General features: G+C 66.1%; 26 protein-coding genes. 7 read left to right on the top strand and 19 right to left on the bottom strand.

The features are described 5' to 3' along the window. Window positions 1-38 precede the first annotated feature (38 nt). A complete protein-coding gene (locus BI344_RS09585; protein WP_071112716.1) occupies window positions 39-1,430 on the bottom strand; it encodes an amino acid permease in 1,392 nt (463 codons plus the stop codon). A 266-nt stretch (window positions 1,431-1,696) separates the two neighbouring features. Further along, window positions 1,697-4,360: a bifunctional acetaldehyde-CoA/alcohol dehydrogenase gene (gene adhE / locus BI344_RS09580; protein ID WP_071112961.1), complete on the bottom strand. Its 2,664-nt coding sequence runs from the start codon at window positions 4,358-4,360 to the stop codon at window positions 1,697-1,699. Between the two features lie 19 nt (window positions 4,361-4,379). Between adhE and BI344_RS24790 the strand changes: the two genes are divergently transcribed. Then, window positions 4,380-4,568 (top strand): hypothetical protein, encoded by a 189-nt coding sequence (locus tag BI344_RS24790; protein WP_206600354.1) that lies wholly within the window; start codon window positions 4,380-4,382, stop codon window positions 4,566-4,568. 142 nt (window positions 4,569-4,710) lie between these two features. Here the strand turns inward: BI344_RS24790 and BI344_RS09575 are convergent, their stop codons facing one another. From BI344_RS09575 to BI344_RS24355, 5 genes are all read right to left on the bottom strand, one after another. Then, a complete protein-coding gene (locus tag BI344_RS09575) occupies window positions 4,711-5,808 on the bottom strand; it encodes a carbonic anhydrase (RefSeq protein ID WP_139166938.1) in 1,098 nt (365 codons plus the stop codon). A gap of 91 nt (window positions 5,809-5,899) precedes the next feature. After that, window positions 5,900-6,763: a DMT family transporter gene (locus BI344_RS09570; protein WP_083338831.1), complete on the bottom strand. Its 864-nt coding sequence runs from the start codon at window positions 6,761-6,763 to the stop codon at window positions 5,900-5,902. A gap of 127 nt (window positions 6,764-6,890) precedes the next feature. Further along, window positions 6,891-8,054, bottom strand: a complete 1,164-nt coding sequence (locus tag BI344_RS09565) for an MFS transporter (RefSeq protein ID WP_338152210.1) — start codon at window positions 8,052-8,054, stop codon at window positions 6,891-6,893. Window positions 8,055-8,134: 80 nt separating this feature from the next. After that, window positions 8,135-8,566 carry an ester cyclase gene (locus BI344_RS09560; protein WP_071112714.1) on the bottom strand — a complete coding sequence of 144 codons (432 nt, stop codon included), beginning with the start codon at window positions 8,564-8,566 and terminating at the stop codon, window positions 8,135-8,137. After that, window positions 8,563-8,700: a hypothetical protein gene (locus tag BI344_RS24355; RefSeq protein ID WP_158020770.1), complete on the bottom strand. Its 138-nt coding sequence runs from the start codon at window positions 8,698-8,700 to the stop codon at window positions 8,563-8,565. Before BI344_RS24355 ends, BI344_RS09560 begins: the two co-directional genes overlap by 4 nt. Window positions 8,701-8,795: 95 nt before the next feature. On the opposite strand from BI344_RS24355, the gene BI344_RS09555 reads away from it, so the two are divergent. The 3 genes from BI344_RS09555 to BI344_RS09545 all read left to right on the top strand — a co-directional run bounded on the left by BI344_RS09555 (window position 8,796) and on the right by BI344_RS09545 (window position 12,231). Next, window positions 8,796-9,761 (top strand): LysR family transcriptional regulator, encoded by a 966-nt coding sequence (locus BI344_RS09555; protein WP_071112713.1) that lies wholly within the window; start codon window positions 8,796-8,798, stop codon window positions 9,759-9,761. Window positions 9,762-9,806: 45 nt separating this feature from the next. Further along, window positions 9,807-10,997 carry an FAD-dependent monooxygenase gene (locus tag BI344_RS09550; RefSeq protein ID WP_071112712.1) on the top strand — a complete coding sequence of 397 codons (1,191 nt, stop codon included), beginning with the start codon at window positions 9,807-9,809 and terminating at the stop codon, window positions 10,995-10,997. A gap of 76 nt (window positions 10,998-11,073) precedes the next feature. After that, window positions 11,074-12,231 (top strand): alpha/beta hydrolase family protein, encoded by a 1,158-nt coding sequence (locus BI344_RS09545; protein WP_071112711.1) that lies wholly within the window; start codon window positions 11,074-11,076, stop codon window positions 12,229-12,231. 19 nt (window positions 12,232-12,250) lie between these two features. Here the strand turns inward: BI344_RS09545 and BI344_RS09540 are convergent, their stop codons facing one another. Then, window positions 12,251-13,072, bottom strand: coding sequence for an AraC family transcriptional regulator (locus BI344_RS09540; RefSeq protein WP_071112710.1), 822 nt, complete (start codon window positions 13,070-13,072; stop codon window positions 12,251-12,253). A 104-nt stretch (window positions 13,073-13,176) separates the two neighbouring features. Between BI344_RS09540 and BI344_RS09535 the strand changes: the two genes are divergently transcribed. Continuing rightward, window positions 13,177-14,403, top strand: coding sequence for an FAD-dependent oxidoreductase (locus BI344_RS09535; protein WP_071112709.1), 1,227 nt, complete (start codon window positions 13,177-13,179; stop codon window positions 14,401-14,403). A 74-nt stretch (window positions 14,404-14,477) separates the two neighbouring features. Here BI344_RS09535 and BI344_RS09530 read toward each other — a convergent pair whose 3' ends face one another. The 11 genes from BI344_RS09530 to BI344_RS09480 form a co-directional block, all read right to left on the bottom strand. Continuing rightward, window positions 14,478-15,479, bottom strand: coding sequence for an NAD(P)H-dependent glycerol-3-phosphate dehydrogenase (locus BI344_RS09530; RefSeq protein ID WP_071112708.1), 1,002 nt, complete (start codon window positions 15,477-15,479; stop codon window positions 14,478-14,480). A 9-nt stretch (window positions 15,480-15,488) separates the two neighbouring features. Continuing rightward, a complete protein-coding gene (locus BI344_RS09525; protein WP_071112958.1) occupies window positions 15,489-15,929 on the bottom strand; it encodes an SH3 domain-containing protein in 441 nt (146 codons plus the stop codon). An 8-nt stretch (window positions 15,930-15,937) separates the two neighbouring features. After that, window positions 15,938-16,390, bottom strand: coding sequence for a protein-export chaperone SecB (gene secB, locus BI344_RS09520; RefSeq protein ID WP_071112707.1), 453 nt, complete (start codon window positions 16,388-16,390; stop codon window positions 15,938-15,940). A 112-nt stretch (window positions 16,391-16,502) separates the two neighbouring features. After that, window positions 16,503-16,760 (bottom strand): glutaredoxin 3, encoded by a 258-nt coding sequence (gene grxC, locus BI344_RS09515; protein WP_071112706.1) that lies wholly within the window; start codon window positions 16,758-16,760, stop codon window positions 16,503-16,505. A gap of 53 nt (window positions 16,761-16,813) precedes the next feature. Then, complete coding sequence (gene dacB / locus BI344_RS09510; RefSeq protein ID WP_071112705.1) at window positions 16,814-18,220, bottom strand: D-alanyl-D-alanine carboxypeptidase/D-alanyl-D-alanine endopeptidase; 1,407 nt, start codon at window positions 18,218-18,220, stop codon at window positions 16,814-16,816. Window position 18,221: 1 nt separating this feature from the next. Continuing rightward, the gene (locus BI344_RS09505) at window positions 18,222-20,405 is read right to left on the bottom strand and encodes a primosomal protein N' (RefSeq protein WP_071112704.1); all 2,184 of its coding nucleotides are present in this window, start codon (window positions 20,403-20,405) and stop codon (window positions 18,222-18,224) included. Between the two features lie 541 nt (window positions 20,406-20,946). Further along, on the bottom strand, window positions 20,947-22,011 hold the full coding sequence (gene hemE / locus BI344_RS09500) for a uroporphyrinogen decarboxylase (protein WP_071112703.1): 1,065 nt from the start codon (window positions 22,009-22,011) through the stop codon (window positions 20,947-20,949). 47 nt (window positions 22,012-22,058) lie between these two features. After that, entirely contained in the window at window positions 22,059-22,904 is an 846-nt protein-coding gene (locus BI344_RS09495) for a type 2 periplasmic-binding domain-containing protein (protein ID WP_071112702.1), read from the bottom strand. Between the two features lie 42 nt (window positions 22,905-22,946). Continuing rightward, window positions 22,947-23,462, bottom strand: coding sequence for a chromate transporter (locus BI344_RS09490; protein WP_071112701.1), 516 nt, complete (start codon window positions 23,460-23,462; stop codon window positions 22,947-22,949). Then, on the bottom strand, window positions 23,459-24,016 hold the full coding sequence (locus BI344_RS09485) for a chromate transporter (RefSeq protein ID WP_071112700.1): 558 nt from the start codon (window positions 24,014-24,016) through the stop codon (window positions 23,459-23,461). The genes BI344_RS09490 and BI344_RS09485 overlap by 4 nt, the downstream gene beginning before the upstream one ends. A gap of 68 nt (window positions 24,017-24,084) precedes the next feature. Continuing rightward, on the bottom strand, window positions 24,085-24,969 hold the full coding sequence (locus BI344_RS09480) for a LysR family transcriptional regulator (protein ID WP_071112699.1): 885 nt from the start codon (window positions 24,967-24,969) through the stop codon (window positions 24,085-24,087). A 104-nt stretch (window positions 24,970-25,073) separates the two neighbouring features. On the opposite strand from BI344_RS09480, the gene BI344_RS09475 reads away from it, so the two are divergent. Both BI344_RS09475 and BI344_RS09470 read left to right on the top strand, forming a co-directional pair. Beyond that, the gene (locus tag BI344_RS09475) at window positions 25,074-25,658 is read left to right on the top strand and encodes a short chain dehydrogenase (protein WP_241499295.1); all 585 of its coding nucleotides are present in this window, start codon (window positions 25,074-25,076) and stop codon (window positions 25,656-25,658) included. Between the two features lie 32 nt (window positions 25,659-25,690). Then, complete coding sequence (locus tag BI344_RS09470) at window positions 25,691-26,287, top strand: short chain dehydrogenase (protein ID WP_071112698.1); 597 nt, start codon at window positions 25,691-25,693, stop codon at window positions 26,285-26,287. Window positions 26,288-26,389: the final 102 nt, after the last annotated feature.

Genomic DNA, 26,389 nt, shown 5'->3' with positions numbered 1-26,389 from the left:
CTCCCGGCGGGAACAGGCCGGGATCGGCCCCGCGGCGCTCAGCGGCCCTGCCGCGCCAGTTGCCCGGCGGCATCGCGCTTGTGGTAGCCCAGCAGGTAGTACGCCGCCACCAGGAACACCAGCCAGCCCGGGCCGACCATCAACGCCACCCGGGTGTCGGGGAAGTAGGCCATCAGGCCGATGACCAGCGCCAGGAAGCCCAGCGTCAGATAGGAACCGTACGGCCACAGCGGCATGCGGTGGCTGATCGCCGCCAGTTGCGCCGGCGACAGCGTGCGGCGGAAACGCAGCTGCGCCAACAGGATGATCAGCCAGGTCCACACCGCGCCGAAAGTGGAGATGGCGGTCAGCCAGGTGAACACCTCCTTGGGCGCCAGGTAGTTGAGCAGCACGCCCACCAGCAGCGCGGCGATAGACAACAGCAGCGCCGGCATCGGCACGCCGTTTTTCGACACGCGGGCGAACAGCGGCAGCGCCTGCTTCTGCTCCGCCAGGTTGAACAGCATGCGGCCGGTGCTGTAGATGCCGCTATTGCACGAAGACAAGGCGGCGGTCAGCACCACGAAGTTGATGATGCCGGCGGCTGCCGGGATGCCCAGGCTCTGGAACGTCATCACGAAGGGACTGCCGCGGGTGCCCAGCTCGTTCCACGGATAGATGGCCAGGATCACGAACAGCGCGCCGATGTAGAAGATCAGGATGCGCCAGAACACCGAATCCACCGCGCGCGCCAGCGCCTTTTTCGGATTCTTGGCCTCGCCGGCGGTCAGGCCCAGCATTTCCACGCCCAGGTAGGCGAACATCACCATCTGCAAGGACATCAGCACGCCGGTGAAGCCGTGCGGCATGAAACCGCCGTGCGCCCACAGATTGGAAATGCCGGTGGCCACGCCGTGGTTGCCGAAACCGAAGGCGATCATGGCGAAGCCGCCGGCTATCATCAATACGATGGTGACGATCTTGATCAGCGCGAACCAGAACTCGAACTCGCCGTAGGCCTTTACCGCGATCAGGTTGACGCCGCCCATCGCCAGCATCGCCGCCAGCACCCAGTACCAGGACGGCACATCCGGGAACCAGATGCCCATGTAGACGCCGACCGCGGTGATCTCCGCCATGCAGGTCACCAGCCACAGAAACCAGTAGTTCCAGCCGGTGAGGTAGCCGGCCAGCGGCCCCAGATAGTCTTGCGCGTAGCGGCTGAACGAGCCGGCTACCGGATTGTGGATGGCCATTTCGCCCAGCGCGCGCATGATCATGAAGATGGCCAGACCACCTATGCCGTAGGCCAGCATGATGGCCGGCCCCGCCATCTTGATGGCGGTGGCGGAACCGAGGAACAGGCCGACACCTATGGTTGCCCCCAGCGCCATCAGATTGATATGCCTCTCCTCCAGCCCCCGGTGCAGGGTCTGTTGCTCTCCCGACATACAGTGCTCCTTGTGTAAACGTTGAACTTCCGGCTATTGCTTGTGCTGTTGCGCCGGAATGACAAAGCATTTTACATAGATTCATATCGATATGAATATTTGAGCACTTTATTAAAATTAAAATGAATCAACTAGCATTCAAATTTCATAAAACAAACCCATATCAGCCATGATGCGCCGCAGTCGCCTCCTGCCCGGCGCGGCTCCAGGCCGTAAAAAAACCCGGAGCCAGGCTCCGGGTTGCGCTGCGGCATGCCAGGCCGGGATCAGGCCGTCTTGAGCTTGCCCTTGCCTTTAGCGACTTTCTCTTCCACCTCTTCCTCGCGCTCCCAGGCTTCGCGGTAGGCGCGGCCGTAATAGCTGTCCAGCAGCAACTGCTTCAATTCGCTGATCAGCGGGTAGCGCGGATTGGCGCCGGTGCACTGGTCGTCGAAGGCCGCCTCGGCCAGCGCGTCCAACTTGGCGAGGAAATCCGCCTCCGCCACGCCGGCGGCCTGGATCGACGCCGGGATGGCCAGCGTCCTCTTCATCTCGTCCACCCATTCGATCAGCTTCTCGACGCGGGCGTGGTCGCTATTGGCTTCCAGGCCCAGGTGGCGGGCGATCTCGGCGTAGCGCGCCACGCTCTTGGGGCGGTCGTACTGGCTGAAGGCGGTCTGCTTGGTCGGCACGTCGGCGGCGTTGTAGCGGATCACATTGCTGATCAGTAGCGCGTTGGCCAGGCCGTGCGCCAGGCCGAACTCGGCGCCGATCTTGTGCGCCATCGAATGGCAGACGCCGAGGAAGGCGTTGGCGAAGGCGATGCCGGCGATGGTGGCGGCGTTGTGCACCTGTTCGCGCGCCTTCGGGTCTCCCGCGCCGTTGCGGTACGACGACGGCAGGTAGTCCTTCAGCATCTTCAAGGCTTGCAAGGCCTGCGGATCGGAGTATTCGTTGGCCATCACCGACACATAGGCTTCCAGCGCGTGGGTGACGGCGTCGATGCCGCCGAAGGCGGTCAGCGACTTGGGCATGTCCATCACCAGATTGGCGTCGACGATGGCCATGTTCGGCGTCAGCTCGTAGTCGGCGATCGGATATTTCACGCCGGTCACTTCGTCGGTGACCACCGCGAACGGCGTCACTTCCGAGCCGGTGCCCGAGGTGGTCGGCACCGCCACCATCATCGCCTTCTGCCCCAGTTTCGGGAATTGGTAGATGCGCTTGCGGATGTCCATGAAGCGCAGCGCCAGATCGGCAAAGTGGACCTCCGGATGCTCGTACATCACCCACATGATCTTGGCCGCGTCCATCGGCGAGCCGCCGCCTATCGCCATGATCACATCCGGCTTGAAAGCGTGGGCCAGGTCGGCGCCCTTGCGCACCACCGCCAGCGTCGGGTCGGCCGGCACTTCGAAGAAGGTTTCCACTTCCAGGCCCATCTTCTTCAGCAGGCGGATCGGCTCGTCGACGAAGCCGTGCTCGAACAAGTACTGGCCGGTGACGATCAGGCAGCGCTTCCTACCGGCCAGGTCTTCCAGCGCCACCGGCAGGCAGCCGCGGCGGAAGTAGATGGACTTGGGCAGCTTGTGCCACAGCATGTTTTCAGCCCTCTTGGCGACGGTTTTCTTGTTGATCAGGTGTTTGGGGCCGACATTCTCGGAGATGGAGTTGCCGCCCCAGGAGCCGCAGCCCAAGGTCAGCGACGGCGCCAGGCTGAAGTTGTACAGATCGCCGATGCCGCCCTGGGACGACGGGGTGTTGATCAGGATGCGAGCTGTCTTCATCCGGTTGCCGAAGTAACGCACGCGTTCTTCCTGCAGATCCTGGTCGGTGTACAGCGCCGAGGTGTGGCCTATGCCGCCCATGGTCACCAGCGCCTCGGCCTTGTCGCAGGCGTCGATAAAATCCTTCGCCCGGTACATCGCCAGCGTCGGCGACAGTTTTTCGTGGGCGAAGGCTTCCTTCTCTGATACCTCGCTCACCTCGCCTATCAGCACCTTGGTGGTCGGCGGCACGTCGATGCCCGCCATCGCGGCGATTTTGGCCGCGCTCTGGCCAACGATGGCGGCGTTCAGGCTGCCGTCCTGCAGGATCACCTTGCGCACCGCCTCGACCTCGCTCCCCTTCAGGATGTAGCCGCCATGCTTGGAGAAGCGCTCGCGCACCGCGTCGTAGATTTCATCGACGATGATCACCGACTGCTCGGACGCGCACACCACGCCGTTGTCGAAAGTCTTGGACATCAGAATGGAGGCGACGGCGCGCTTGATGTCGGCGGTTTCGTCTATCACCGCCGGGGTATTGCCGGCGCCGACGCCGATGGCGGGCTTGCCGGAGGAGTAAGCGGCCTTGACCATGCCCGGACCGCCGGTGGCCAGGATCAGGTTGACGTCCGGGTGGTGCATCAGCTGGTTGGACAGCGCCACCGACGGCTCGTCTATCCAGCCTATGATGTCCTGCGGCGCGCCGGCGGCCACCGCGGCGTCCAGCACCAGGCGGGCGGCTTCGCAGGTGGAGCGGCGCGCGCGCGGGTGCGGCGAGAAGATGATGCCGTTGCGGGTCTTCAGCGAGATCAGCGCCTTGAAGATGGCGGTGGAGGTCGGGTTGGTGGTCGGCACGATGCCGCACAGCACGCCGATCGGCTCGGCGATGGTGAGGGTGCCGAAGGTGTCGTCCTCGGACAGCACGCCGCAGGTCTTCTCGTCCTTGTACTTGTTGTAGATGTACTCGGAGGCGAAGTGGTTCTTGATCACCTTGTCCTCCATCACCCCCATGCCGGTTTCGGCCACCGCCATCCGCGCCAGCGGGATGCGGGCGTCGGCGGCGGCCAGCGCGGCGCAGCGGAAGATATGGTCGACCTGCTCCTGGCTGAACTGCGCGAACGCCGTCTGCGCCTTTTTGACACGCGCCACCAGCGCGTCCAGCTCGATCTGATTGCTAACAGCCATGTTGTCTCTCCAGAACCAAATGAAATTGCCGGGCGCCGCGCGGTTTATTTCCAGCGCCATGTTTGCGAAAGTGAATGAATATGCGGAGAAAATCCCATTCCCCGCCGCAAAACGATGGCGGCGCCATCAAACCTTTGTAGCGAATCGATTACATCGCAGGCCACATGCCCTTATTAAAATCAAGGCTTTTGCATTGCCTACCCGCTGATTCGCTTGATTCGCCACCATGTTAATCCGTTTGCGGATATTCGATTTTGCGCATAGCCAAACAATTGCCGGTTTCCCAACGAAAAGAGCGCCGATTCGGCGCTCTTCAGATAGTCCAGACAGGAATCGCTGTAACGGCGGCGCTACCGCCCCATGAAACCGTACTTGAAATACTGGCCGCTGCGGCTCAGCTCACGGATGCGGACCGGATCGGTCTCGCCGTTGATATTGGTGATCACCAGCCGGCCGCGGCCCTGCTTCAGATCGTTGTTGAAATCGTAGTAGCCGCCCAGCACCGCCAGCCGGCCGGCCTCTACCTCGCCGGAGAACTTGAGGATCGAGCCTTCCACCTGGTTGTTGATGTTGATCAGCGCGCCGTTGGTGGCGTCGATGCCCTTGGGTATCTCGATATTGTCCAGTTCCTTCTGGATCGCAGGCTCCATCGCGCTGTAATCGCTGGCCGCCGCCTTGATCGCGCCGCAGCCGGAATGGCTGATGAACATCAGCAAGGGCGTGTGCAGGTGGCGCACGCCGTATTCGACCGAGCCCTCCGACGTGGCCAGCTGGTTGCCCAGATTGCTGATCACGAACAGCTCGCCGTCGGCGTCGCCGCCCAGCATGCCCACCTGGCCGCCGGGATTGGAGCAGGTCACCACCGTGGCCCTGGGCATCTGACGCTCGCCCAGCTTGGCGAGATAGCCCGGCGAATGCTTGGCGATATAGGCGCCGTTGGCCTTGAGTATGCTGCCGACCACGCTCTTCACCTGGCCGGTCTCGCCAGCCGCGGGCTTGGCCGCGGCATGCGCGACCTGTCTGGGCTTGGCGCGCGCCTTGCGGGCCGCGTGCGGCCTGCCGCCCGGCGCCGTCACCTCGGGACTGGGCTGGCTCAGATCCCGCGCCGGCGGCTTGCCCATCGGCACCGCGGGTTCCATTTTCTCCGCCGCTGCCGCATCAGCCTTGGCCGGAGCGCCTTTCTTGGCCGCCTCCATCTTCTTGCCCGCTTCCGCGGGCTTGCCGCCCGCGGCCGGCTTGACCTGAGTTCCGCTGGCCGGGGAGGATGGGGAAGGCATGGCCGCGGCCGGCCCTTCCGGCGTCTGGGCCGGCTTGCCCACCCGCAGCGGCAGCTTGATCACCTGCTGCACCTGGGGCTCCGCCGCTCCCGGCGCATCGTCCGCCCATGCCGACTGCAACGCCAGCAGCAGCGGCAACGCCATGCACGATCTGATATGCCGAGGCTTCATGCTCTGGTCCTTAAGGTCATCAAAGGAAATATTCATTCTATTCTGCATCATCGACTATAGCCGGAAAAGCCACCAGTCGGCATGCATGGACTCAAGCCTGCTTGCGCTGGCTCAGCCACACCCCGGCGAACACCAGCATCCCGGCCAGGCCCTGCCACGGCAGGAAGCGCTCGTCCAACAGCAGCCAGGCCAGCAGTACGGTGAATACCGGAATCAGATTGATGAAGGCGCCGGCGCGCGCCACCGGAATGCGCGACACCGCCCAGGTATACAGGCCATACGCGCCCAGCGTGATGGCCGCGCCCAGGTACAGCACCCACAGGCTGGGCAGCCAGTGGTAGTTGTCCGGCCAGCGCCCCCACGGCGTCAGCAGCAGCAGGCCGAACCAGGCGCAACCTATCAGCGTCTGGATGCCGGTGATGGCCAGCGGCGAATAGCGCGGCGACAGCCGCTTGGCGATCAGCACATAGCCGCTGGCGCAGATCATGGCGCAGAACTCCAGCGCGTTGCCCAGCACCGGATCGGACGCGCCCGGCCCGGCCCGGCTGCCGGCGCTAAGCCAGATCACTCCGGCAAAGGACAGAACGATGCCCAGCCACACCTGCCGGCCCTGCTTCTCGCGCAGGAACAGGCTGGCGCCTATCGCCATCAGCATAGGCAGCGTGGCAGTGATCACCCCGGCCTGCGAGGCGCTGGTATAGGTCAGGGCATTGGCCTCGAACAGGAAGTACAGGCAGGGCTCGGCCAGACCCATCGCCAGCAGCCAGCGCCAATCCCCGGCCTGATAGCGCCAGCGCACCCGGCCGCCCATCAACAACGGCAACAGGCACAGGCTGGCGATCACCATCCGGGCGAACAGCACCGCCAGCGGATGGTAGAAAACGAAGACATATTTGAGAACGATGAAGGAACTGGCCCACAACAGCATGGCCAGGCTCAGGGCGAGATAGGGCAAAGCGACTCCTAGACGGTTTCACGGGCCATCTGCGCGGCCCTAGTCGAGGAGGCATTGTTTCAGAAGATGATGACGGCTGTCGAATGCGGCTGGCGCCGGCGGCAGACCTGCAACTGCCACTCTCCCACTATCCGGCCAACTGAGCAGCGGCAGTTTCAGGCATACGCTCCAAGGTAGCCCACCAGAACAGCACGGCCAGCATGCTGACGCCAAAGCCTAACCCGCATACCCCCTGCCAGCCCAAGCAGGCGTATACGCTGGTCGCAGCAATCGCGCCCAGGCCGCTGCCCAATGAATAAAACAGCATATAACATGCCACTAGGCGGCTGTGCGCCGTCGTCGCCTCACGGAAAATCATGCCCTGGTTGACCACGTGAATCGCCTGCCCGCCCATGTCCAGCAGAATGATGCCAACAATCAGCGCCCACAAGCCATGCTCCATCCAGGCCAGCAGCGGCCAAGCAAACAGCATGCACAGCAACGCCGCCGCACTGGTCCGCTGACCCAAGCCAAGATCCGTCCAGCGCCCGGCCTTGGCAGCCGCCAGCGCGCCGACCAGCCCCACCAGGCCAAATGCGCCTATCGCCGTATGCGAGTAGCCAAATGGCTCAGCGCTCAGCGGCAGCGCCATCGCGCTCCAAAATATTCCCAGAATCGCAAACATCAGCAAGGCAAGCATGCCGCGTATCTGCAACCCCCGTTCCCGCCGCAACAATAGCCACATGGAATGCAGCAACATGGGATAAGACAACTCCATCCGCCTTGCCGGCCGCGGCGGCAACAATCGCGCCAGCAATAGCAGCATGGTCAGCGTCGCCCCTGCGGAAGCCAGATACACCGCGCGCCAACCAGCGAGATCGCTGATGCAACCGGCCAGCACCCGCGCCAGCAGCAATCCGACTACCACGCCTCCCTGCACGGTGCCCACCACTCTGCCGCGCCGCTCTGGCGCGGCCAACGTCGCGGAATAGGCAATCAGTCCCTGAGTCATCGCCGTGCCAAACAAGCCGGCCGCCGCCATGCCCAGCAATAGCAGCGTTGGGCTGGCGACCCAGACAATGAACAACAGCGTCAGCAACAGCAGCGCCAACTGCACCAGCAGCAAGCGCACCCGGTTCCACAAATCCCCCAGCGGCACTACCAGACAAAGCGCCAGCGCACAGCCAAGCTGCGTGGCGGTGACTATCCCGCCCGCCCCGGCCACGCTGATGCCCAAGTCGGCTCTGATCGTGTCCAGCAAGGGCTGCGCATAGTAGACATTGGCCACGCTCATGGCCGCGCATGCCGACATGACCATCAACAAAAAAGTAGCCGGTTGGCCTGCTTCGCCGTCCTCCTCACGCCGGCGGGAGAGCTTCGCGTTCAGGCTCATCATCCCTGCTCGGTCCAGGCCAATTGGCGGTGCAAGCCGCAGCGATCGGCCTGTATCCAGTATTCGACGATCTTGCCGTCCGCCACCCGGTAACAGGCGCTGTCTATCAGCGTCAACGGCCTGCCGCTGGCCGGATAGCCATCTATCTGGCCGGTATGATGGCCAAACTGAGTCCAGCGGGCGTAAGCGCGGTCGCCATTCACCAACAGCTCGTCTATCCGCAGCGTGAACTCGCCGAACAACTGGCGGAATTCGCGCACATGGTCGGCATAATTGGCCGGGCTGCGCGCCAGGACGCGCGGATTTTCCGACTCCAGCTGGTGGGCCGCCACCTGCTCCGCCAGGTAAATTCCCGCCGCGTCCGGATTGCGCCCGGACCTGACCTCCCGCAGGAAGCCCAGCACCACCTGCCGCGTGATATCGCTGTTCATCGTCTTTCTCCCGCCTGATTGCGTATTCGCTCCAATGCTTCCACTTCATCCCGGCAGGCCTGCCTGGCATGCAGCGTCATTCCCTGCCACCACCAGGCCAGCAGCCTTTTCAACCCACGGCGCAATAAGCTCATTGCCGGCTCCACTGTTCAATCATTTATCATGATCCGATCGTATTATGAATAATCGAATTGAAAAACCGCATTTGTCATGACAAACTGTTCATGAAATGAGAACAAATCACTTACCCGATGCCCAAGCGCTGCTGGCCTTCGACGCGCTGGTGCGTTGCGGCAGCTTCACCGCGGCCGCCGACGAGTTGCACTGCACCAAGAGCCGGATCAGCCAGTTGGTGAAAGCGCTGGAGCAGGACCTCGGCACAGTGCTGGTGCTGCGCAACACCCGCCGGGTAGCGCTGACCGAAACCGGACAGCGGCTGGCGGTGCACGCGCGCGAACTGCGCAGCCTGCTGGAACGCGCCCGCCTGGACGTCAACGAAGCCGAGGGCGAGGTCAGCGGTCCGCTGGTAATCAGCTCCATCACCTCCTTCGCCCAATACCTGCTCGCGCCCATCCTGGCCGAGCTGGCGGTGCTGCACCCCTGCCTGAAATTGAAGCTGCAAGTGGAAAACCGGCTGCAGGACCCTATCTCCGAAGGGCTGGACTTCTGCATCCGCACCCGCAACGTCCACGACGACGCGCTGGTGGCCAAACCACTGGGCTTCGTGCGCGAATGGGCGTTCGCCGCGCCGGACTATCTGGCCAAGGCGCCTCCGCTGAAGACGCCGGAAGACCTGAGCCATCACCGCATCCTGCTCGACACCAGCCGGCCCAAGCTGCGCGACGCGCCGGAATGGCTGCTGGAAAAGGACGGCGTGCAGAAGCAGGTGCGGATTCAACCGGTGCTCAGCAGCCACCAGTACGCGCCGCTATTGTCCGGCGCCATCGCCGGCAGCGGCATCGCCCTGCTGCCCCACTACGTGGCGATCGAACACCTGAAGTCCGGCCGGCTGACGCCGGTGCTGCCGGGCTGGAGCCACGACTGCTGGCCGGTGTTCCTGGTCTATCCCTACCGTCATCCGCTGCCGCGCAAATACGAGGCCTTCATCCAGCACGTGGTGCCGCGCATGCGCTCGCTGTTGCAAAGCGGCCTTGATCCAGACCAAGGCGGCGCCCCGCCGGCATGGTCAGAATGACGGCCATTCGCGCCGGCGCTGGCCCGGCCTGACAAGGAGAACCCAATGGAACACCGCGACATCGTCATCGTCGGCGGCGGCATGGTCGGCAGCGCGCTAGCCGCCGCCCTGGCCGGCCACGGCCTGTCCATCGCCGTGCTGGAACAGCAGGCGCCGCAGCCTTTCGACGCGGAACAGGAGCCCGATCTGCGGGTGTCGGCGATCAGCCCGGCTTCGGCGCAATTCCTGCGGCGCATCGGCGCCTGGGACAGGCTGCGGGCGATGCGCGCCGCGCCGTACCGGCTGATGCAAGTGTGGGAACAGCACGAGGCCGGCGGCACCCTGTTCGACGCCGCCGAAGCCGGCGTGGCGCAACTGGGCCATATCGTGGAAAACCGCGTGGTGCAGTTGGCCGCCACCGCCGCGCTGTTGGACAAGGGCGGCGTCGACTACCGCTGCCCGGCCGCAGTGGAGGACATTGTCTATCGGCCACAAGCCTCGCAAGTGACGCTGGCCGACGGCGGCCGGCTGCAGGCGCGGCTGTTGATCGCCGCCGACGGCGCCCACTCCCGGGTGCGCGAGGCGGCCGGCATCGCCGTCGCCAGCCGGGACTATCCGATGCACGCGCTGGTGCTCTCCTGCCGGATGGACAGCGGCCAACAGGACATCACCTGGCAGCGCTTCACGCCGGACGGGCCGCAGGCCTTCCTGCCGCTGGCGGGCGACGCCGCCTCGCTGGTGTGGTACCACCGCCCGGAAAGAATCCGCCAGCTGCTCGCGCTCGGCGACGACGAACTGATCGCCGCGGTCAGCCAGGCCTTCCCGCGCAAGCTGCCCGGCATCGTCCGCATCGCGGCGCGCGGCAGCTTCCCGCTGGTCCGCCGCCACGCGCAATGCTATGTCAAAGACGGCGTGGCGCTGGCCGGCGACGCCGCCCACACCATACATCCGCTGGCCGGCCAAGGCGTCAACCTCGGTTTCCAGGATGCGGCGGCGTTGGCCGCAACCATCCTGGCGGCCCACGGCAAGCGCGAAGACTGGGCCGGCGCGGCCGCGCTCGCGCGCTACCAGCGCGCCCGCAAACCGGCCAACCTGGCGATGCAGGCAGGCATGGACGCCTTCTGCTATGGTTTCTCCAACGATATCGCCCCGCTCAGGCTGCTGCGCGGCCTGGGCTTGCGACTGGCCAACCGGGCCGGGCCGCTCAAACGCGAGGCGATCCGTTACGCACTGGGACTGGGGCCGCAGCGCCGCTGACGCCTGAAACATCGAGGCCGTCGGCCATATCATCGCTTGCGGCGCCTGACGACGACATCCACCGAAAGCGGCCCCGATGAAACTCCCCCTGCTGACAGCCCTGCTGGTGCTGGGCCTGGCCTGCGGCGTCCGCGCCGAAGAACCGCTGGCGCGCGACCTGGGCGAAGAAGTGATCCTGCTGCCGGTGCGCCTGCCCGATGGCAACGGCCAGGCCAGCAGCCATGCCATGACCGTCACCCTCTACCGCCCCGTCGGAGCAGGCCCGCATCCGCTGGTGGTGATCAGCCACGGCCGCGCCACCACGCCGGCCGAGCGCGCCAGTCCGCCGCGGATCCGCATGCTGGAGGCCGCCCGCTATTTCGTGCGCAAGGGCTTCGTGGTGCTGGTGCCCACCCGGCTGGGCTACGGCTCCAGCGCCGGCGAGCTGGACCCGGAGGATTCCGGCCCCTGTCGGCGCAAGGACTACGCCGCCTCGCTGCGGCCGGCGGTGGCGGAAATCCTGGCGGCGCTGGACTACGGCCGCCGCCGGGACGATGTCGACAGCCAGCGCATGCTGCTGCTGGGGCAGTCGGTCGGCGGCATCAGCACGGTGGCCGCCGCCGCCGAGAATCCGCCCGGAGTGGTGGCCGCCATCAACTTTGCCGGCGGCGCCGGCGGCGACCCGGCCACCCATCCCGGCACGCCCTGCTCCGCACCGCAGTTGCAGCAACTGTTCGCCGACATGGGCAGCCAGACCCGCATACCGATGCTGTGGGTCTACACGCAGAACGACCGCTTCTTCGGCCCGGAATACTCGCAGAGCTGGGCCCGCGTCTACCGCGCCGGCGGCGCGCAGCTGGACTACCGGCTGCTGCCGGCCTTCGGCGACAACGGCCACCTGCTGTTCTCCCACGGCGCCGCCATCTGGATGCCGCTGCTGGAAGACTATCTGCGCGGGCTGGGCTTCCGCCAACCGGGCATCGCGCCGCGCCCTGCATCCAGCGGCTACGCCGCGCTGGACGACAGCGACCGTATCCCCTACCTCAAGCCCGACGACAGGCGCAACGGCTACGCCCGCTTCCTCTCCAGCCCCCTGCCGCGCGCCTTCGCCATCAGCCCCGACGGCCACTGGGGCTATGCCTACGGCAGCGACGCCACCGACCGGGCGCTGGGCTTCTGCCAGAACCGCAGTCCCAGCCCCTGCTCGCTGTACGCGGTGGATCAGGACGTGGTGTGGCCGGGCCGCAAACCCTGACTCCGCGCCAGCCCGCGGCTCAGGCCTCGCCCGGTTGCCGCCGCTTGGCGAAGTAACTGGCCGGCGAGTCGCCCAGGATGCGGCGGAACATGGCGATGAAATTGCTGGGCGCGGCGTAGCCCAGCGCATCGGACACGGCGGCGACGGAATCGCCGCCAGCCAGCAACTCCAGCGCATGGCTCAACTGCGCCTGCTGCCGCCACTGGACGAAGCTCATGCCGGTCTCCGCCGCGAACAGGCGGCGCGCGCTGCGGCCGGACAGGCCGGCATGGCTGGCCAGGACCTCCAGCGTCTCGGCGCCGCCCGGCTGTCCGATCACCCGCCGGGCGATCCTGAGCAAGCGCTCGTCCAGCGGCATCGGCAAATGCAGCGGCTCTGGCCGGGCCATGCGCAACTCATCCAGCAGCACCGCCGCCAGCCGTTGCTGCGCCTCGTCCAGGCTATGCTTGTCGTCCCAAGCCGCGGTCCGATGCACCACGGCGCCCAACAGCTCGCCGATGGCCACCACGCAGGGCGAGACGGGAAGACCGCCGCAGGCATCCGGCGCGATCAGCACTCCCCAGCCGCTCATCGCGCCGCGGATGGCCACCTTGTGGCTGACGCCCGGCGGTATCCAGCCGGCCCGGCCAGGCGGCAGCAGCCAGGAACCCTGCCGGGTGCGCACATGCACCAGGCCGTTGGCCACGCAAAACAGCTGGCCACGCGCATGCTGGTGCCAATCGTATTCCACAGTTCCCAGGCGAAACTCGCTGTCCGGTCCGGCATGGCCGGCATGGGCGACCAGCACCGGGCCGCCCAGGTAGTCGGAGTAATCGATATTGGCCACAACGTCGCGCGGCATGTTTGTCCGTTTATCAGTATTTTCTGTCCATACCATGCTATCAGCCCTTGCCGGTTCGCACCCACACTAAACGCACCTCAACAACACGCGGCTAGGAGACGGCAATGCCAGCGGATTTTCATGTAGCGATCATAGGCGCCGGCATCGGCGGCCTGAGTCTGGCCCAGAGCCTGAAACGCCTGGGTGTCCCGTTCACCGTATTCGAGAAAGACCCCGCGCTGGACAGCCGGACGCAGGGCTACCGCATCCGCATCGACGAAGCCGGCCGCGGCGCGCTGGCCGACTGCCTGCCGCCGGCGCTCTACCGCCTGTTCCGCCGGAGCTGCGCGCAAACCGGCCCGGCCGGCCGCTTTTTCGACACCCAGCTGCGGGAAACCGTTGGCCGGGCCGCGGAACACTGGCGTCCGGCCACCCAAACCGAGGACAGCGAGCATGACGGCGGCGATTTGAGAGTCCATCGCCAGACTCTGCGCGAAATCCTGCTATGCGGCATCGAAGCGCATGTGCAATTTGGCAAGGGCTTTGCCCGCTTCCGGCAACAAGGCGATAAGCTGGCCATCGATTTCGACGATGGGGCGTCCCGGCTGTGCGATGTGCTGGTGGCGGCCGATGGCGTCCACTCCCAGGTTCGGCGCCAGCTGGCGCCGAACGCCGCGCCAGCGGAAACCGGAGCGGTTTGCCTGTACGGCAAGACCTTGCTGACGCCAGCCAACCGGCAGCGGCTGGAGCCGCGCTTATGCGCCGGCCCGGCCGTGGTGTTCGCCGACGAGTGCGTGGTCGTGATCGACGCCATGACTTTCGCCGCCCCGCTGCCGGGACTGGCAACGCAAGCCGGACTCGCTGGCCGCTTCAGCGCGGTAGACGACTATCTGTACTGGGCCTTGTACTGCCCGCAAAGCATGTTCGCCCAGGCAACCCCAAACGGGGAAGCGGCGGCCGGAGCCGAGTGGGCCGCGCGCTTGGCCAGCGTGGCGCGGGACTGGCATCCGGATTTGCAGGCGGCGTTTCGCCTTGCCGAACCGGCCTCGCTGGCGCTGATGCGCGTGCGCAGCGGCAACGCAAACGCCAACTGGCCGGCCGGGCCGGTCACCGTGCTGGGCGACGCGATGCATGCGATGAGTCCGGCCGGCGGCCTGGGAGCCAATACCGCCTTGCGCGACGCGGCGGCGCTGGCGGCGCAGCTTGGCATCGCCGCCGCTGGGCAGCAGCCGCTAGCGGTCAGCCTGGCCAGCTACCAGAGCGGGCTGCGGGCGCGGGCGGCGGAGGCGATCCGCTTGTCGCAAGACGCCGAGGACCAGTTGCTGGAACGGCGGACCTTCAGCCCGCACTGACAGGAAGGGAAAACCAAACACATGAGGCGGCGTTCGGCCGTGGCCGCCGCCGGCAAACGGCGGCTGCGGCCGGCTCAATCCAGCATCGCGCCGGATTCGGATTTGGGCGAGCGGCCCAGCAACCCGGCCACCACCTGCTTGGGATCGTGGCCCTGGTACAACAGGCCGCACACCGCGGCGGTGATCGGCATGTCCACCTGCAAGCGCTCGGCCATGGTCAGCACCTCGCGGGCAGTGGCCACGCCTTCGGCGACATGGCCCAGCTCGTCCAGCACCTGCGGCAGGGGCTTGCCTTCGGCCAGCTTCAGTCCCACCTGGCGGTTGCGCGACAGCGCGCCGGTGCAAGTGAGGATCAAGTCGCCCATGCCGGACAAGCCCATCATGGTCTGCGGGCTGGCGCCCAGCGCCATGGCCAGGCGGGTGATCTCGGCCAGGCCGCGGGTGATCAGCGCCGCGCGGGCGTTGAGGCCGAAGTCCAGGCCGTCGGCGACGCCGGTGGCGATGGCCATCACGTTCTTCACCGCGCCGCCCACCTCCACCCCCACCAGGTCGTCGTTGGCGTACAGGCGCAGCAGCGGACTATGCAGCTCGCGCGCGACGCGGGCGGCGAAATCGCCGTCGTCGCTGGCGACGGTGACCGCCGCCGGCAGTCCCTGCGCCACTTCGCGGGCGAAGCTGGGACCGGACAACACGCCGCAAGGATGGTCGGCCGGCAATTCCTCCGCCACCACCTGGTGCGGCAGCAGGCTGGAGCCGGCTTCGAAACCCTTGCAGGCCCACAATACCGGCGGCAGGACCGGCAGCGCGGTCAACGCCTTCAGCGTCGGCCTCAGGCCCGCCATCGGGGTGACGATCAACACCAGCTCGGCATCCAGCAGGGCGCCCGCCAGATCGGCATTCAGCGTCAAGCTATCGGGAAACGGGCAGTCGGGCAGGTAGCGCCGATTGGCGCGGGCCTCGGCCATCTGCGCGATCTGCGCGGCGTCGCGCGCCCACAGCGTCACCTGATGGTGGCGGGAAAAAGCTATAGCCAGCGCGGTTCCCCAGGCGCCGGCTCCCAAAATCGCCAGTTTCATGCTAAGCCCTTATAAACCCCACAAGTCGGTAATACGAGCATAGCCGATGCTGCCGTCGCGGTGGCGCACCTTGGCCCAGCCGTCCTGCGGCGCTTCCATCAGTTCCAGCACGCCGTCCCTGGGCACGCTGTACAAGAGCCTGCCGTCTTCGCCGGCCCGGTCGCGCACGCCGGCCTGCGGCGACACCACCAGCAGCCAGCGCTGCTTGGACAAGGCGGCAGCGGGAATCCAGGCGATGCCGCCGGTGGCGTCGCGCACCCGCGCCCATTCCTTCTGGCTGGACAGCACTTCCACCGGATAATAGCGGCTGACCACGAACAGCTTCTTCGCGGACAGCGCCGGCGCCTCGTACAATGCGACGCCGGTTTCCTTGACCGAGCGGAATTCCAGGGCCTGGGCGGCCTGGGCCATGCCCAGGGCCAACAGCAGCGTGATGACGAGGCGCTTCATGCTCAACCTCAGGCGTTGCCGGCTTCGGCCAGCTGCGCACGCTGCTGCATGTACAGGGCTTCGAAGTTGATCGGGGCCAGCAGCACCGGCGGGAAGCCGGCGCGATTCACCACGCTGGACACCGCTTCGCGGGCGTAGGGGAACAAGATGTTCGGGCAAGCCACGCCCAGGATCGGGTCGAGGTCGTCGCCTGGCACGTTGCGGATCTGGAAGATGCCGGACTGGGCCACTTCGCACAGGAACATGGTCTTTTCCGGCAGCTTGGCGGTTACGGTGACCGTCAGCGTCACTTCGTAGAAACCGTCGTCCAATTGCTGGCCGGCGCTGGCCAGCTGCATATCGATTTCCGGCTGGGCCTGCTCCAGGAACACCTGCGGCGCGCCGGGCACCTCCAGCGACATGTCTTTCACATAGATTTTTTCGATGGAAAACGCCGGTTGCAGCTCTTGTTGTTCGCTCATTTTCTTTCTCACAAAAAACCGTCGCCATGACGGCCGAATTTTAATTGGGTACAACGGCGGGCATCATCGCATGAAAGCCGGCGTCGGCCAACCGGCGCGGCCCGCGCGCCGCTCAGTCCGCCAGCAGGGTATCCAGCTTGCCGGCGTGGTTCAGCGCCACCAGGTCGTCGCAGCCGCCGATATGGGTGTCGCCGATGAAGATCTGCGGCACGGTGCGGCGGCCGGTGATGGCCATCATCTTGTCGCGCTGCTCGGGGTCCAGGTCGATGCGGACTTCCTGGATGCCGCTCACGCCCTTGCTGGCCAGCAGTTGCTTGGCGCGCACGCAGTACGGGCATACCGCGGTGGTGTACATGGTAACCGGTTTCATATTCCTCGCCTGATTAAGGTCTGTCGGGGTCGATTATAGCCTGAGTCGGCGCCTTAGCGGTTTGCGCCGGATCGCGCCGCCGCCGGATCGAACGCCTGCACCAGATCGCCGACCACCGCGTCCAGCGCCTTGCCCATTTCCGCCGCGCGCGGGCTGTTGACAATGGCGACGATGGCAAGGCGGCGGCCATCGGCGGCCTGCCAGTAGCCGGCCAGCGCCTTCACGTCGCGCAAGGTGCCGGTCTTCATCCTGAGCCGCGGCCCCAGGTCGGCGAAGCGTTTCTTCAGCGTGCCATCCTCGCTGGCGATGGGCAGGCTGGCCAAGAACTCGCCGGCGTAAGGCCCGCGCGCGGCATCCAGCAGCACCTCGCCCAGCAGGCGGACGCTCACCCGCTCGCGCCGCGACAGGCCGGAGCCGTTTTCCAACTCCAGCAGATTCGCGTCGTCGATGCGCCTTTGCGCCAGTTGCTCCCGCAGCGCGCGCTCGGCGGCGGCGGCGGTGTCGCCGCCGCCGGCCTCTTTGCCCAGCGTCAGAAACAGGGTGCGCGCCATGGTGTTGTTGCTGTACTTGTTGATGTCGGCCAACGCCACCGCCAGCGGCTGCGACTGCCAGACCGCCAGCTCGCGCGCATTGTCCGGCGCCCGGCCCTGCGCCACCGTCAGCGGTCCGCTGCCGCCCAGCGCATGCCACAGCGCGGCAAAGTCCTGGCCGGCGAATTCGTCATGCTCCAGCACGTTGACGTAGGCGCGCGCGCCGTCGCAGGCGGCCGGCACACTGCCGGTCACACTGACATGGCGGCCATCGTTGCGGATGGCGACGAAGCGGCGCACGTCCGGGCAGGCCTCATCCCCGCCGGATTTGACATCCACCTGCAGATTGACACCCGGCAACGGCGGGTCCAGCGCCACCCGCGCGCCATGCCCGTCGTTGAAGAAGGTCAGCCAGGCCACTTTCAGATTGGTCAGATGGGTGTCCGGCCCCACCACGAAGGCCTTGCCGGCGTCGCCGTCGAAATCGTCGGCGCTGGCCAGCCGGCTGAACGCCCGCTTGTCCAGCAACAGCTTGCCGTCCAGCTGGCGCACGCCGCGCAGCCGCAGGTTGTACAGCAGGCTCAAGAGATTGCCGTTGTCGAAACGCGGATCGCCGCCGCCCAGCCAGTACAAATCGCCGCTGAGCGCATCGCCCCGCAGCGGCGCGGCCGACAGCAGCGCCGTCTTCCAGCGGTAGTCCGGCCCCAGCCGGTTCAGCGCCGCCCAGCCGGTGAGCAGCTTCATGGTGGAAGCCGGATTCACCGCCGCGTCGGCGCGATGCGCCGCCAAGGGCTGGCCCCCTTCCACAGCGGCGGCCCAGACGGCGATCTCGTCCGGCTTGAAGCCGTGCAAATCCAGCGCCAGGGCCAACTCCGGCGCGGCGTAAACCGCCAGCGCGGCCAGCAGCGTCAATTGTCTCGTCATCTTCATCTCATAACTCCTGCGGATCGACATCCAGCGACCAGCGCAGGCTGCGGCCATGCTGGCGCGCCAGCGGATCGAGCAAGGGCTGCAGCTGCGAGAGCAAGCGGTGCAGCGCGCCGCGCTGCACCGCCTCCAGCACCAGCTGCGCCCGCTCGCGCTGCGCCAGCCGCGCCATCAGCGCCGGCGCCGGGCCGGAAATCAGCACGCCCTCGGCCAGCGGCTCCAGCAGCGCGCGCGCCTGTTTGAGAAAGGCGGTGGCCTGCGCCAGTTCCGGGCTGTCGGCGCGCAGCAGCGCCTGGAACACGCTGGGCGGAAAACCGGCCTGGCGACGCTCCGCCAGCAAGCTGGCGGCGTAGCCGTCGAAATCGTGCGCCACCAGCGCCTGGTACAGCGGGTGGTCCGGCCACTGGGTCTGGACCAGCACCTCGCCCGGCGCCTCCGCGCGGCCGGCGCGGCCGGCCACCTGCATCAACTGCGAGAACAGCCGTTCCGACGCGCGGAAATCGGCGGAGTACAGGCCGCCGTCGGCGCCCAGCACCGTCACCAACGACAGCGTGCCGAAGTCGTGGCCCTTGGCCAGCATCTGGGTGCCGACCAGGATGTCCACCTCGCCGCCGTTTACCTTGCGGTACACCTCGTCCCAGGCGTCCTTGCGGCTGGTGGTGTCCCGGTCTATCCGCAGCACCCGCGCCTCGGGCAGCATGCGCTGCAGCGCCGCCTCCAGCCGCTGCGTGCCCTCCCCCAGCGGCTTGATATCGGGATCGCCGCAATCCGGGCAGGCGCGCGGCACCGGCTCCTCCCAGCCGCAATGGTGGCAGCGCAGCTTGCGCTCCAGCAAATGCACCACCAGCTTGGCCGAACAGTGCGGGCAACCGCTGGTCCAGCCGCAGGCGGTGCAGGCCACCACCGGGGCGAAGCCGCGGCGATTGATGAACACCAGGCTCATCTCGCGCCGCGCCAGCCGCGTTTTCAGCGCCTCGACCACCCCTTCGGCCAAGCCTTCCACCAGTTGCCGGCGCCGGGTATCCACCAGCCTGACATCCGGCAGTCTGGCGGCGCCGTGCGCGCGCTGCGACAGCACCAGCTTGCGGTAGCGGCCGGCCTCGACATTGGCCACCGTCTCCAGGCAGGGCGTGGCCGAGCCCAGCACGATGGAAATGCCGGCGCGGCGCGCGCGCCACACCGCCAGATCGCGCGCGTGGTAGCGCAGGCCGTCCTGCTGCTTGAACGAGCCATCGTGCTCCTCGTCCACCACGATCAGGCCCAGCCGCGGCAGCGGGGTGAACACCGACAATCGGGTGCCGATCACCACGTCGGCATCGCCGTGCCAGGCGTCCAGCCAACCGTGCATGCGCTCGCCTTCGGCTAGATGGCTGTGCTGCACCACGATGCGGCTGCCGGGAAAGCGTTCGAGGAAGCGGTTGATCAATTGCGGCGTCAGGTTGATTTCCGGCACCAGCACCAGCACCTGCCGCCGCGCCGCCAGGTGGCCGGCGATCAACTGCAGGTAGACCTCAGTCTTGCCGCTGCCGGTGACGCCGTGCAGCAGCCAGGGCTGAAAGCCCTGGCTGCTGCACAAGGCGTCCAGCGCCGCCCGCTGCTCGGCGTTGAGCGCCGGCGCTTCGCCCAGCACCAGAGGCGGACGCTCCGGCGTGATCCGCTCCGCCTTGTCCTCGGCCAGCCAGTCGGCCAGCAGCTTTCCGGCCTGCGGCGTCACCGCCTTGGCCTGCTCCAGCCGCAACGGCCCGTCCTGCAAGGCCTGCCACAACGCCAGCCGCGCGCGCTGCCGCGCTGGCGGAGCTTCAGCCAGACCCGCAGCGGTGAGCGCAAAGGGCCGTTGGTCGACCCGGCGCACATCGCGCGGCTCGCGCAGGCCGGTGGGCAGCGCGGTGAACAGCGTCGGCCCCAGCGGATGGTGGTAATAGCCGGCGGCAAAATCGACCAGCGCCAGAAACTCCTCCGGCAATGGCGGCAAGCCGTCGAGCACGGTTTCGATGCATCGCAACTTGGCCGCATCGATCTGGCTGACACCCTCCCCCGGTATCGGCGCGACAACTACGCCACATACCCGGCGATTTCCGAACGGAACGCAGACTCGCGCGCCACCCATGACGGGTGATTGAGTCAGGTAGCTGAACGTTCCGGGCAGCGGCAGATCCACCACCACCTGGACCAGATCCTTACCATCCATTTACATGCCTTCCTCAGGCAAACCCTGCTGCGACAAGGCTTTGCATCCGCTGTGCACAGATCTTGTGGATAACTTTGTGAACAACCTTGGTGATACCTGGCAAAAAGCCATGAAATCAGTGTTTCCGTTGGATTGCACAAAAATTAATCAAATGTAAAACTCTTTTATTTTCAACAACTTATAAAGTTGACTATTTTCCCCCGCACATGCTTGACAAGCGAGGCGCCAGCGACTAGGCGGTGTGCATAACTCCAGGAACACCAGCGTCGCCCGCTGTCAACACACATTTTTCGGGATGCAAATATCCATTTGGAAACAGAGCCGAAAGCGGCTCTGGCGGGCTCGGATACCCTGGCGGTCAACAAAGGCCGCAATAGGACAAGTGCAATAAAAACTTAAAAAAACCGGGATTTTTTCCGCGGATTCCCATCATGAAAATGACTGATTTGTTTAAACAAAAACAAGGAATCATTCAATATTCACGACAGGCACCAAGCTGGTGCGCCGCGCACCAGGCGATGCACCAGCTTGGCGGGAAACGTCACTGGCAATGATAAGGGCGCGACAACCGGTGCACGGCCTCGACCAGCGCGCCGGCATGAGCCGGATCGGCAAACTGCGAAATGCCGTGGCCCAGATTGAAGACGTGGCCGCTGCCGCTGCCATAGCCTTGCAGGATGCGCGCCGCTTCGCGCTCGATGGCGGCCGGCTCGGCGAACAGCGCGTTGGGGTCGAAGTTGCCCTGCAGCGCCACCTTGTCGCCGACGCGCGCGCGCGCCAGGCCGATATCGGCGGTCCAGTCCAGTCCGACGCAGTCGGCGCCGATGGCGGCGATGTCTTCCAGCCATTGGCCGCCGTTCTTGGTGAACACGATCACCGGCACGCGCCGGCCGTCGGACTCGCGCTTGAGGCCGGCGACAATGCGCTGCATATAGGCCAGCGAGAACTCCTTGTACGCGGCGTGGCTGAGCGCGCCGCCCCAGGTGTCGAAGATCTGCACCGCCTGCGCGCCGGCGTCGATCTGGGCGTTGAGGTAGGCGGTCACCGAGCGGGCGTTCATCTCCAGGATGTGGTGCAGCAGCTCCGGACGACTGTACAGCATGGCCTTGACGTGGCGGAAGTCGGCGGAGCCGCCGCCCTCGACCATATAGCAGGCCAGCGTGAACGGGCTGCCGGAAAAGCCGATCAGCGGCACGCGGCCGTTCAGCGCTTTGCGGATGCTGGCCACCGCGTCGAAAACGTATTGCAGCTTGTCCAGCGGCGCCGGCTGCAAGGTGCGGATGGCGGCTTCGTCGCGCAGCGGGCGCTCGAACCTGGGGCCCTCGCCCTCGGCGAAATACAGGCCCAGGCCCATCGCGTCCGGCACGGTCAGGATGTCGGAAAACAGGATGGCCGCGTCCAGCGGGAACCGCTCCAGCGGCTGCAGCGTCACTTCGGTGGCGAAATCCGGACTGGTGCACAGGCCCATGAAGCTGCCGGCGCGGGCGCGGCTGGCGCGGTACTCCGGCAGGTAGCGGCCGGCTTGGCGCATCATCCAGATCGGGGTGTATTCAACCGGCTCTTTCAAAAGGGCCCGCAGGAAAGTATCGTTGCTCAGCTGGGTCATGTCGGCACGCGCTATGGAGGTCAGCAGGCATTATACCCACCCCCGCCTCAGGGGCGAAACCACAGCTCGCGCCGCTGCAAGGGCGTGTCCTCCGGCAACAGCGGGTTGTCCAGCTCGATGATGGTGCGGCCGGACAGCTTGAGCTCGCGCAAGTGGTCGCCGTTGAAGGCCTTGAACAGCTGGTCGAAGCTGCCGTCGGCCACGCTCTTGTCCAACCCCTGGCGCAGCAGCCGCGCCAGGTCCGCGCGCTTGGGGGAGACGAAGAAATAAAAGGCGGTGGGATAGTGCAGCAGCAGATAAGGATCCAGCATCAGCCCCTTGCTGTTGGGCGACGCCAGTTCCTGTTTCACCTCGATCACGCTGCGCGGGAAATAGTCGTAGCGATGCTGGCGCAGCATGGAAAACAGATTGGGATAGTCGGGGCTGGTCAACACCGGCAGGCCGGCGTGCAGCAATATCTGGGTATCCGGCCAGTCCTGGCCCTGGCCGGCGCGGAAAGCTGTCAACTGCCGGCGGGTCTTGACGTTCTTGAACAGGTCGGGATGATCGGCGTTGATCAGCGACACCCGCCACCCGATCAGGCCCTTGTCCAGCGGCACCCTCACCGTCAGCAGCTTGCGCTCGCGCTCGCGGCTGGTCATGCCCCAGAACAGGTCCACGCGGCCATCGGCGCGCAGCATCTGCTCGGTGGCCCGGCCCTGGTTCATGTCGCGCGCCGCCTGCAGCACGCACTGCTGCCGCATCTGGCTGCACGCCAGCTGCAGCAGCGCCTGCATATAGGGCCAGTGCGGATCATTGTCGCCGGACACCAGCGCGTAGTTGATGTTCGTCCCGGCCGCCTGCGCCAACGCCCATGCCCCGCACAGCAGCAACAGACCGAGTGCTCTCGCCATATCAGAACCGTTCCGTGGTGGTAACGGTATTATGGCCGCGGATCACAACCAGCCCAAGCCGCCTATCAGCCCGCCCAGCAACAACAGCCACAGCGGATTCCAGTTGCGCCGCCAGGCGATCAGCGCCACCGCCAGGCTCAGCCCCCAGCCGGCGGCGTCGCGGTTGGCCGCCTGCAGCAGCAGACAGGCGCTGGCGCCCACCAACCCCACCGTCAGCGGCTGCAGCGCGCGCGCGATCAACTGCGTCAGCTCGCTGCCCTTGCGCTCGGCCCACCAGCGCGACACGTAGTAGCTGAGCAGCGACGACGGCAGGCACATGCCCAGCATGCTGACCAAGGCGCCTGCCATGCCGGCCACATGCCAGCCTATCAGGCTGACCACCAGCACATTGGGCCCCGGCGCGGCCTGCGCCAGCGCGAACAGCTCGGCAAACTGCGGCGCGCTCATCCAGCCCTGTTCCACCACCAGCCGCTGCAGCTCGGGCAGCAGCACATTGGCGCCGCCGACCGCCATCAGCGACAGCACGCCGAACTGCCACAACAACAGCAGCAGAATCATGGCGCGCTCCCTCGCCGCGTCAGCCAGGCCAGCCACAGCGTCAGCGGCAGCGCCGCCAGCAACACCCACGGCAGCGGCAGGCGCCAGACGGCGATGGCGGCAAACGTGCAGGCCATCACCGCGACGCTCCAGGCGTGGCGCTCCAGTCGCGACAAGAGCCGCAGCAGCATCGCCAGCAACAAGCCCGCCGCCGCAGCGGCCAGGCCATGCATCACCTGCTCCACCAGCGGCAGCTGGCGGTAGCGGCCATACAGCGTGCCCAACAGCAGCACGATGGCCATCGGCGCCAGCAGCAGGCCGGCCACCGCCAACATCGAGCCGGCCACGCCGTGAAAACGCGCGCCGACCGACACGGCCATATTGACGATATTGGGTCCGGGCAACACCTGGCACAGCCCGAGCTGTTCGGCGAAATCGGCCTCGGACAACCAGCGCCGCCGCTGCACCAGCATGCTGTGCGCCTGCGGCAGTACGCCGCCGAAACCGGTGATGCCGACGGAAAAGAAACCGGCAAACAGGTCGCGCCGGCGCGGTTTGATCAGTTCGGTGTTCATGCTTTGACACTACTCTTGGGCCAGGAACACTACAAACGAGAATTTCTGACAGGGGCGGTCAATAAAACTCACAGCGCGCCCAGGCGCTCGACGATGAAGTCGACGAAGACTCTCAGTTTCGGCAAAGGTTGGCGGTCCGCCGGGTAGATCAGGTGCATGGGTTTGGGCGGCGGCAGATAGCCATCCAGCAAAGACACTAGCCGGCCCGCCGCCACATCGTCGGCCAGCAGCGCCTCCGCCTGCAGCGCCAGCCCCGCGCCGGCCAGCGCCAGCTGCCGCAAGGCCTGGCCCTGGTTGCACTGGAAGCGGCTGGCGCCGATCTCCACGCCGTGCCGGCGGGCCAGCGCGTCCCAGCCGTCATCGCGCTGCCAGCGGCTGAAGCCCAGGCAGTCATGCCCCGCCAGCTCGGCCGGCGTACGCGGCACGCCGCGCGCCGCCAGATACGCCGGCGCAGCCGCCGCCATCATCCGGTAAGGCCGCAGCCGCCGCGCCACCAGGCCGGAATCGGCCAGCTGGCCAATGCGGAATACCGCGTCGTAGCCGTCCGCCACCAGATCGACCAACTGGTCGCTCAGCTCCAGCTCCACCCCGATCTCCGGATAGCGCGCCATGAATTCGGCCAATAGCGGCGCCAGGCGCAAGCTGCCAAACGTCACCGAAGCATTGAGCCGCAGCACGCCGCGCGGCTGTTGCCGCAGCAGCTCGGCGGCATCCTCGGCTGCCGCCAACTCAGCCAGGATGGCGCGGCAGCGCTGATAATAATGCTGCCCCAGTTCAGTCAGTTGCTGACGCCGGGTGGTGCGCACCAACAGCCGGCCGCCCAGGCGTTTTTCCAGAGCGGCGATATGCTTGCCGACCATGGGCTGGGACAGGCGATATGCCTCCGCCGCCGCGGTGAAGCTCCCCTTGTCCACCACGGCGACGAACAACTCCATACTGAGCAGCCTGTCCATGAGTTAGAAACTCCAGGTTATTAATCCTGTTCATCATAACGGATTAATCAAGAAGGAGAATCCCGGCACACTGCATCCATCGCCAACCGCAATGGAGACACACCATGAAAATCCTGATCGTAGGCGCCAGCGGCACGCTGGGCCGCGCCGTGCAGCAAGCGCTGTCCCATCACCAGATCCTTACCGCCGGCCGCAACAGCGGCGACTTGCGGGTGGACATCACCGACAGCGCCAGCGTGCGCTCGATGTTCGAACAGGCCGGCCGGCTGGACGCCATCGTCAGCGCCACCGGCAGCCTGCATTTCGGCCCGCTGCTGGAAACCACCGCCGCCAACTTCCGCATCGGCCTGGAAGACAAGCTGCTGGGCCAGATCGACCTGGCGCTGACCGGCCAGCACTACCTGAACGACGGCGGCTCCATCACGCTGACCAGCGGCATCGTCAGCCAGCAGCCCATCCGCCACGGCAGCAACGCCACCGCCGTCAACCGCGCGCTGGAAGGCTTCGCCGCCGCAGCCGCGCTGGAATTGACGCGAGGCCAACGCATCAATGTAGTCAGCCCGAATGTGCTACAGGAGTCGTGGGAAGGCTATGCCCCTACTTCCCCGGCTTCGAAGCGGTGCCCGCCGCCCGCGCCGCCTTGGCCTATGTGCGCAGCGTGGAAGGCATCGCCAACGGCCAGACGCTGACCGTGTGGTAAACCAAGGAAGGAAAGCTAGACATGAAAATACTGTTAGTCGGAGCGAAAGGAACCATAGGCCGTGCGGTTCAGCACGCCCTGTCCCGCCATCAAATCTTGTCGGCCGGTCGAGACAGCGGAGAACTCCACGCGGACATGACGCAGCCGGACAGCATTCGCGCACTATTCGAGCGCACAGGAAAGGTGGATGCCATCATCTGCGCGGCCGGCCTGCTGCATCTCGGCCCCTTGACGGAGATGTCGCCCGAGCAATTTCGCATCGGCTTGGACAATAAATTGATGGGCCAGGCAAACCTGGCTCTGATCGGCCAGCACTTCCTCAATGCCGGCGGCTCAATCACCTTGACCAGCGGCATGGGCAACGAAATCCCGATTCGGCATGGCAGCAACGCTTGCGCCGTCAATGCGGCAATAGAAGGCTTCGTCCGCGGTGCGGCCGTGGAGCTGACGGCGGGACTGCGCATCAACGCGGTGTGCCCCAACGTTCTGCAAGAATCGTGGGAGCCGCTGCAAAGCTATTTTCCGGGTTTTGAACCGGTGCCCGCCGCCCGAGTCGCCCTCGCCTATCAACGCAGCGTAGAGGGCGTCGAGACCGGGCAGGTGTTCAAGGTTTGGTGAGGGCACAATTCACCTGGGCATTGGCCGCAGCCCTCCTCTCGGAGTGGCGGTGGCTCATGCCCCACAATACCGCAACGTCAGATGCAGCAAAGGAAACGGCCT

This window comes from Chromobacterium sphagni (assembly GCF_001855555.1).
GTDB classification, from domain to species: domain Bacteria; phylum Pseudomonadota; class Gammaproteobacteria; order Burkholderiales; family Chromobacteriaceae; genus Chromobacterium; species Chromobacterium sphagni.
Note: the sequence above shows the minus strand (reverse complement) of the source record. Positions and strands in the feature narration are given on the sequence as shown.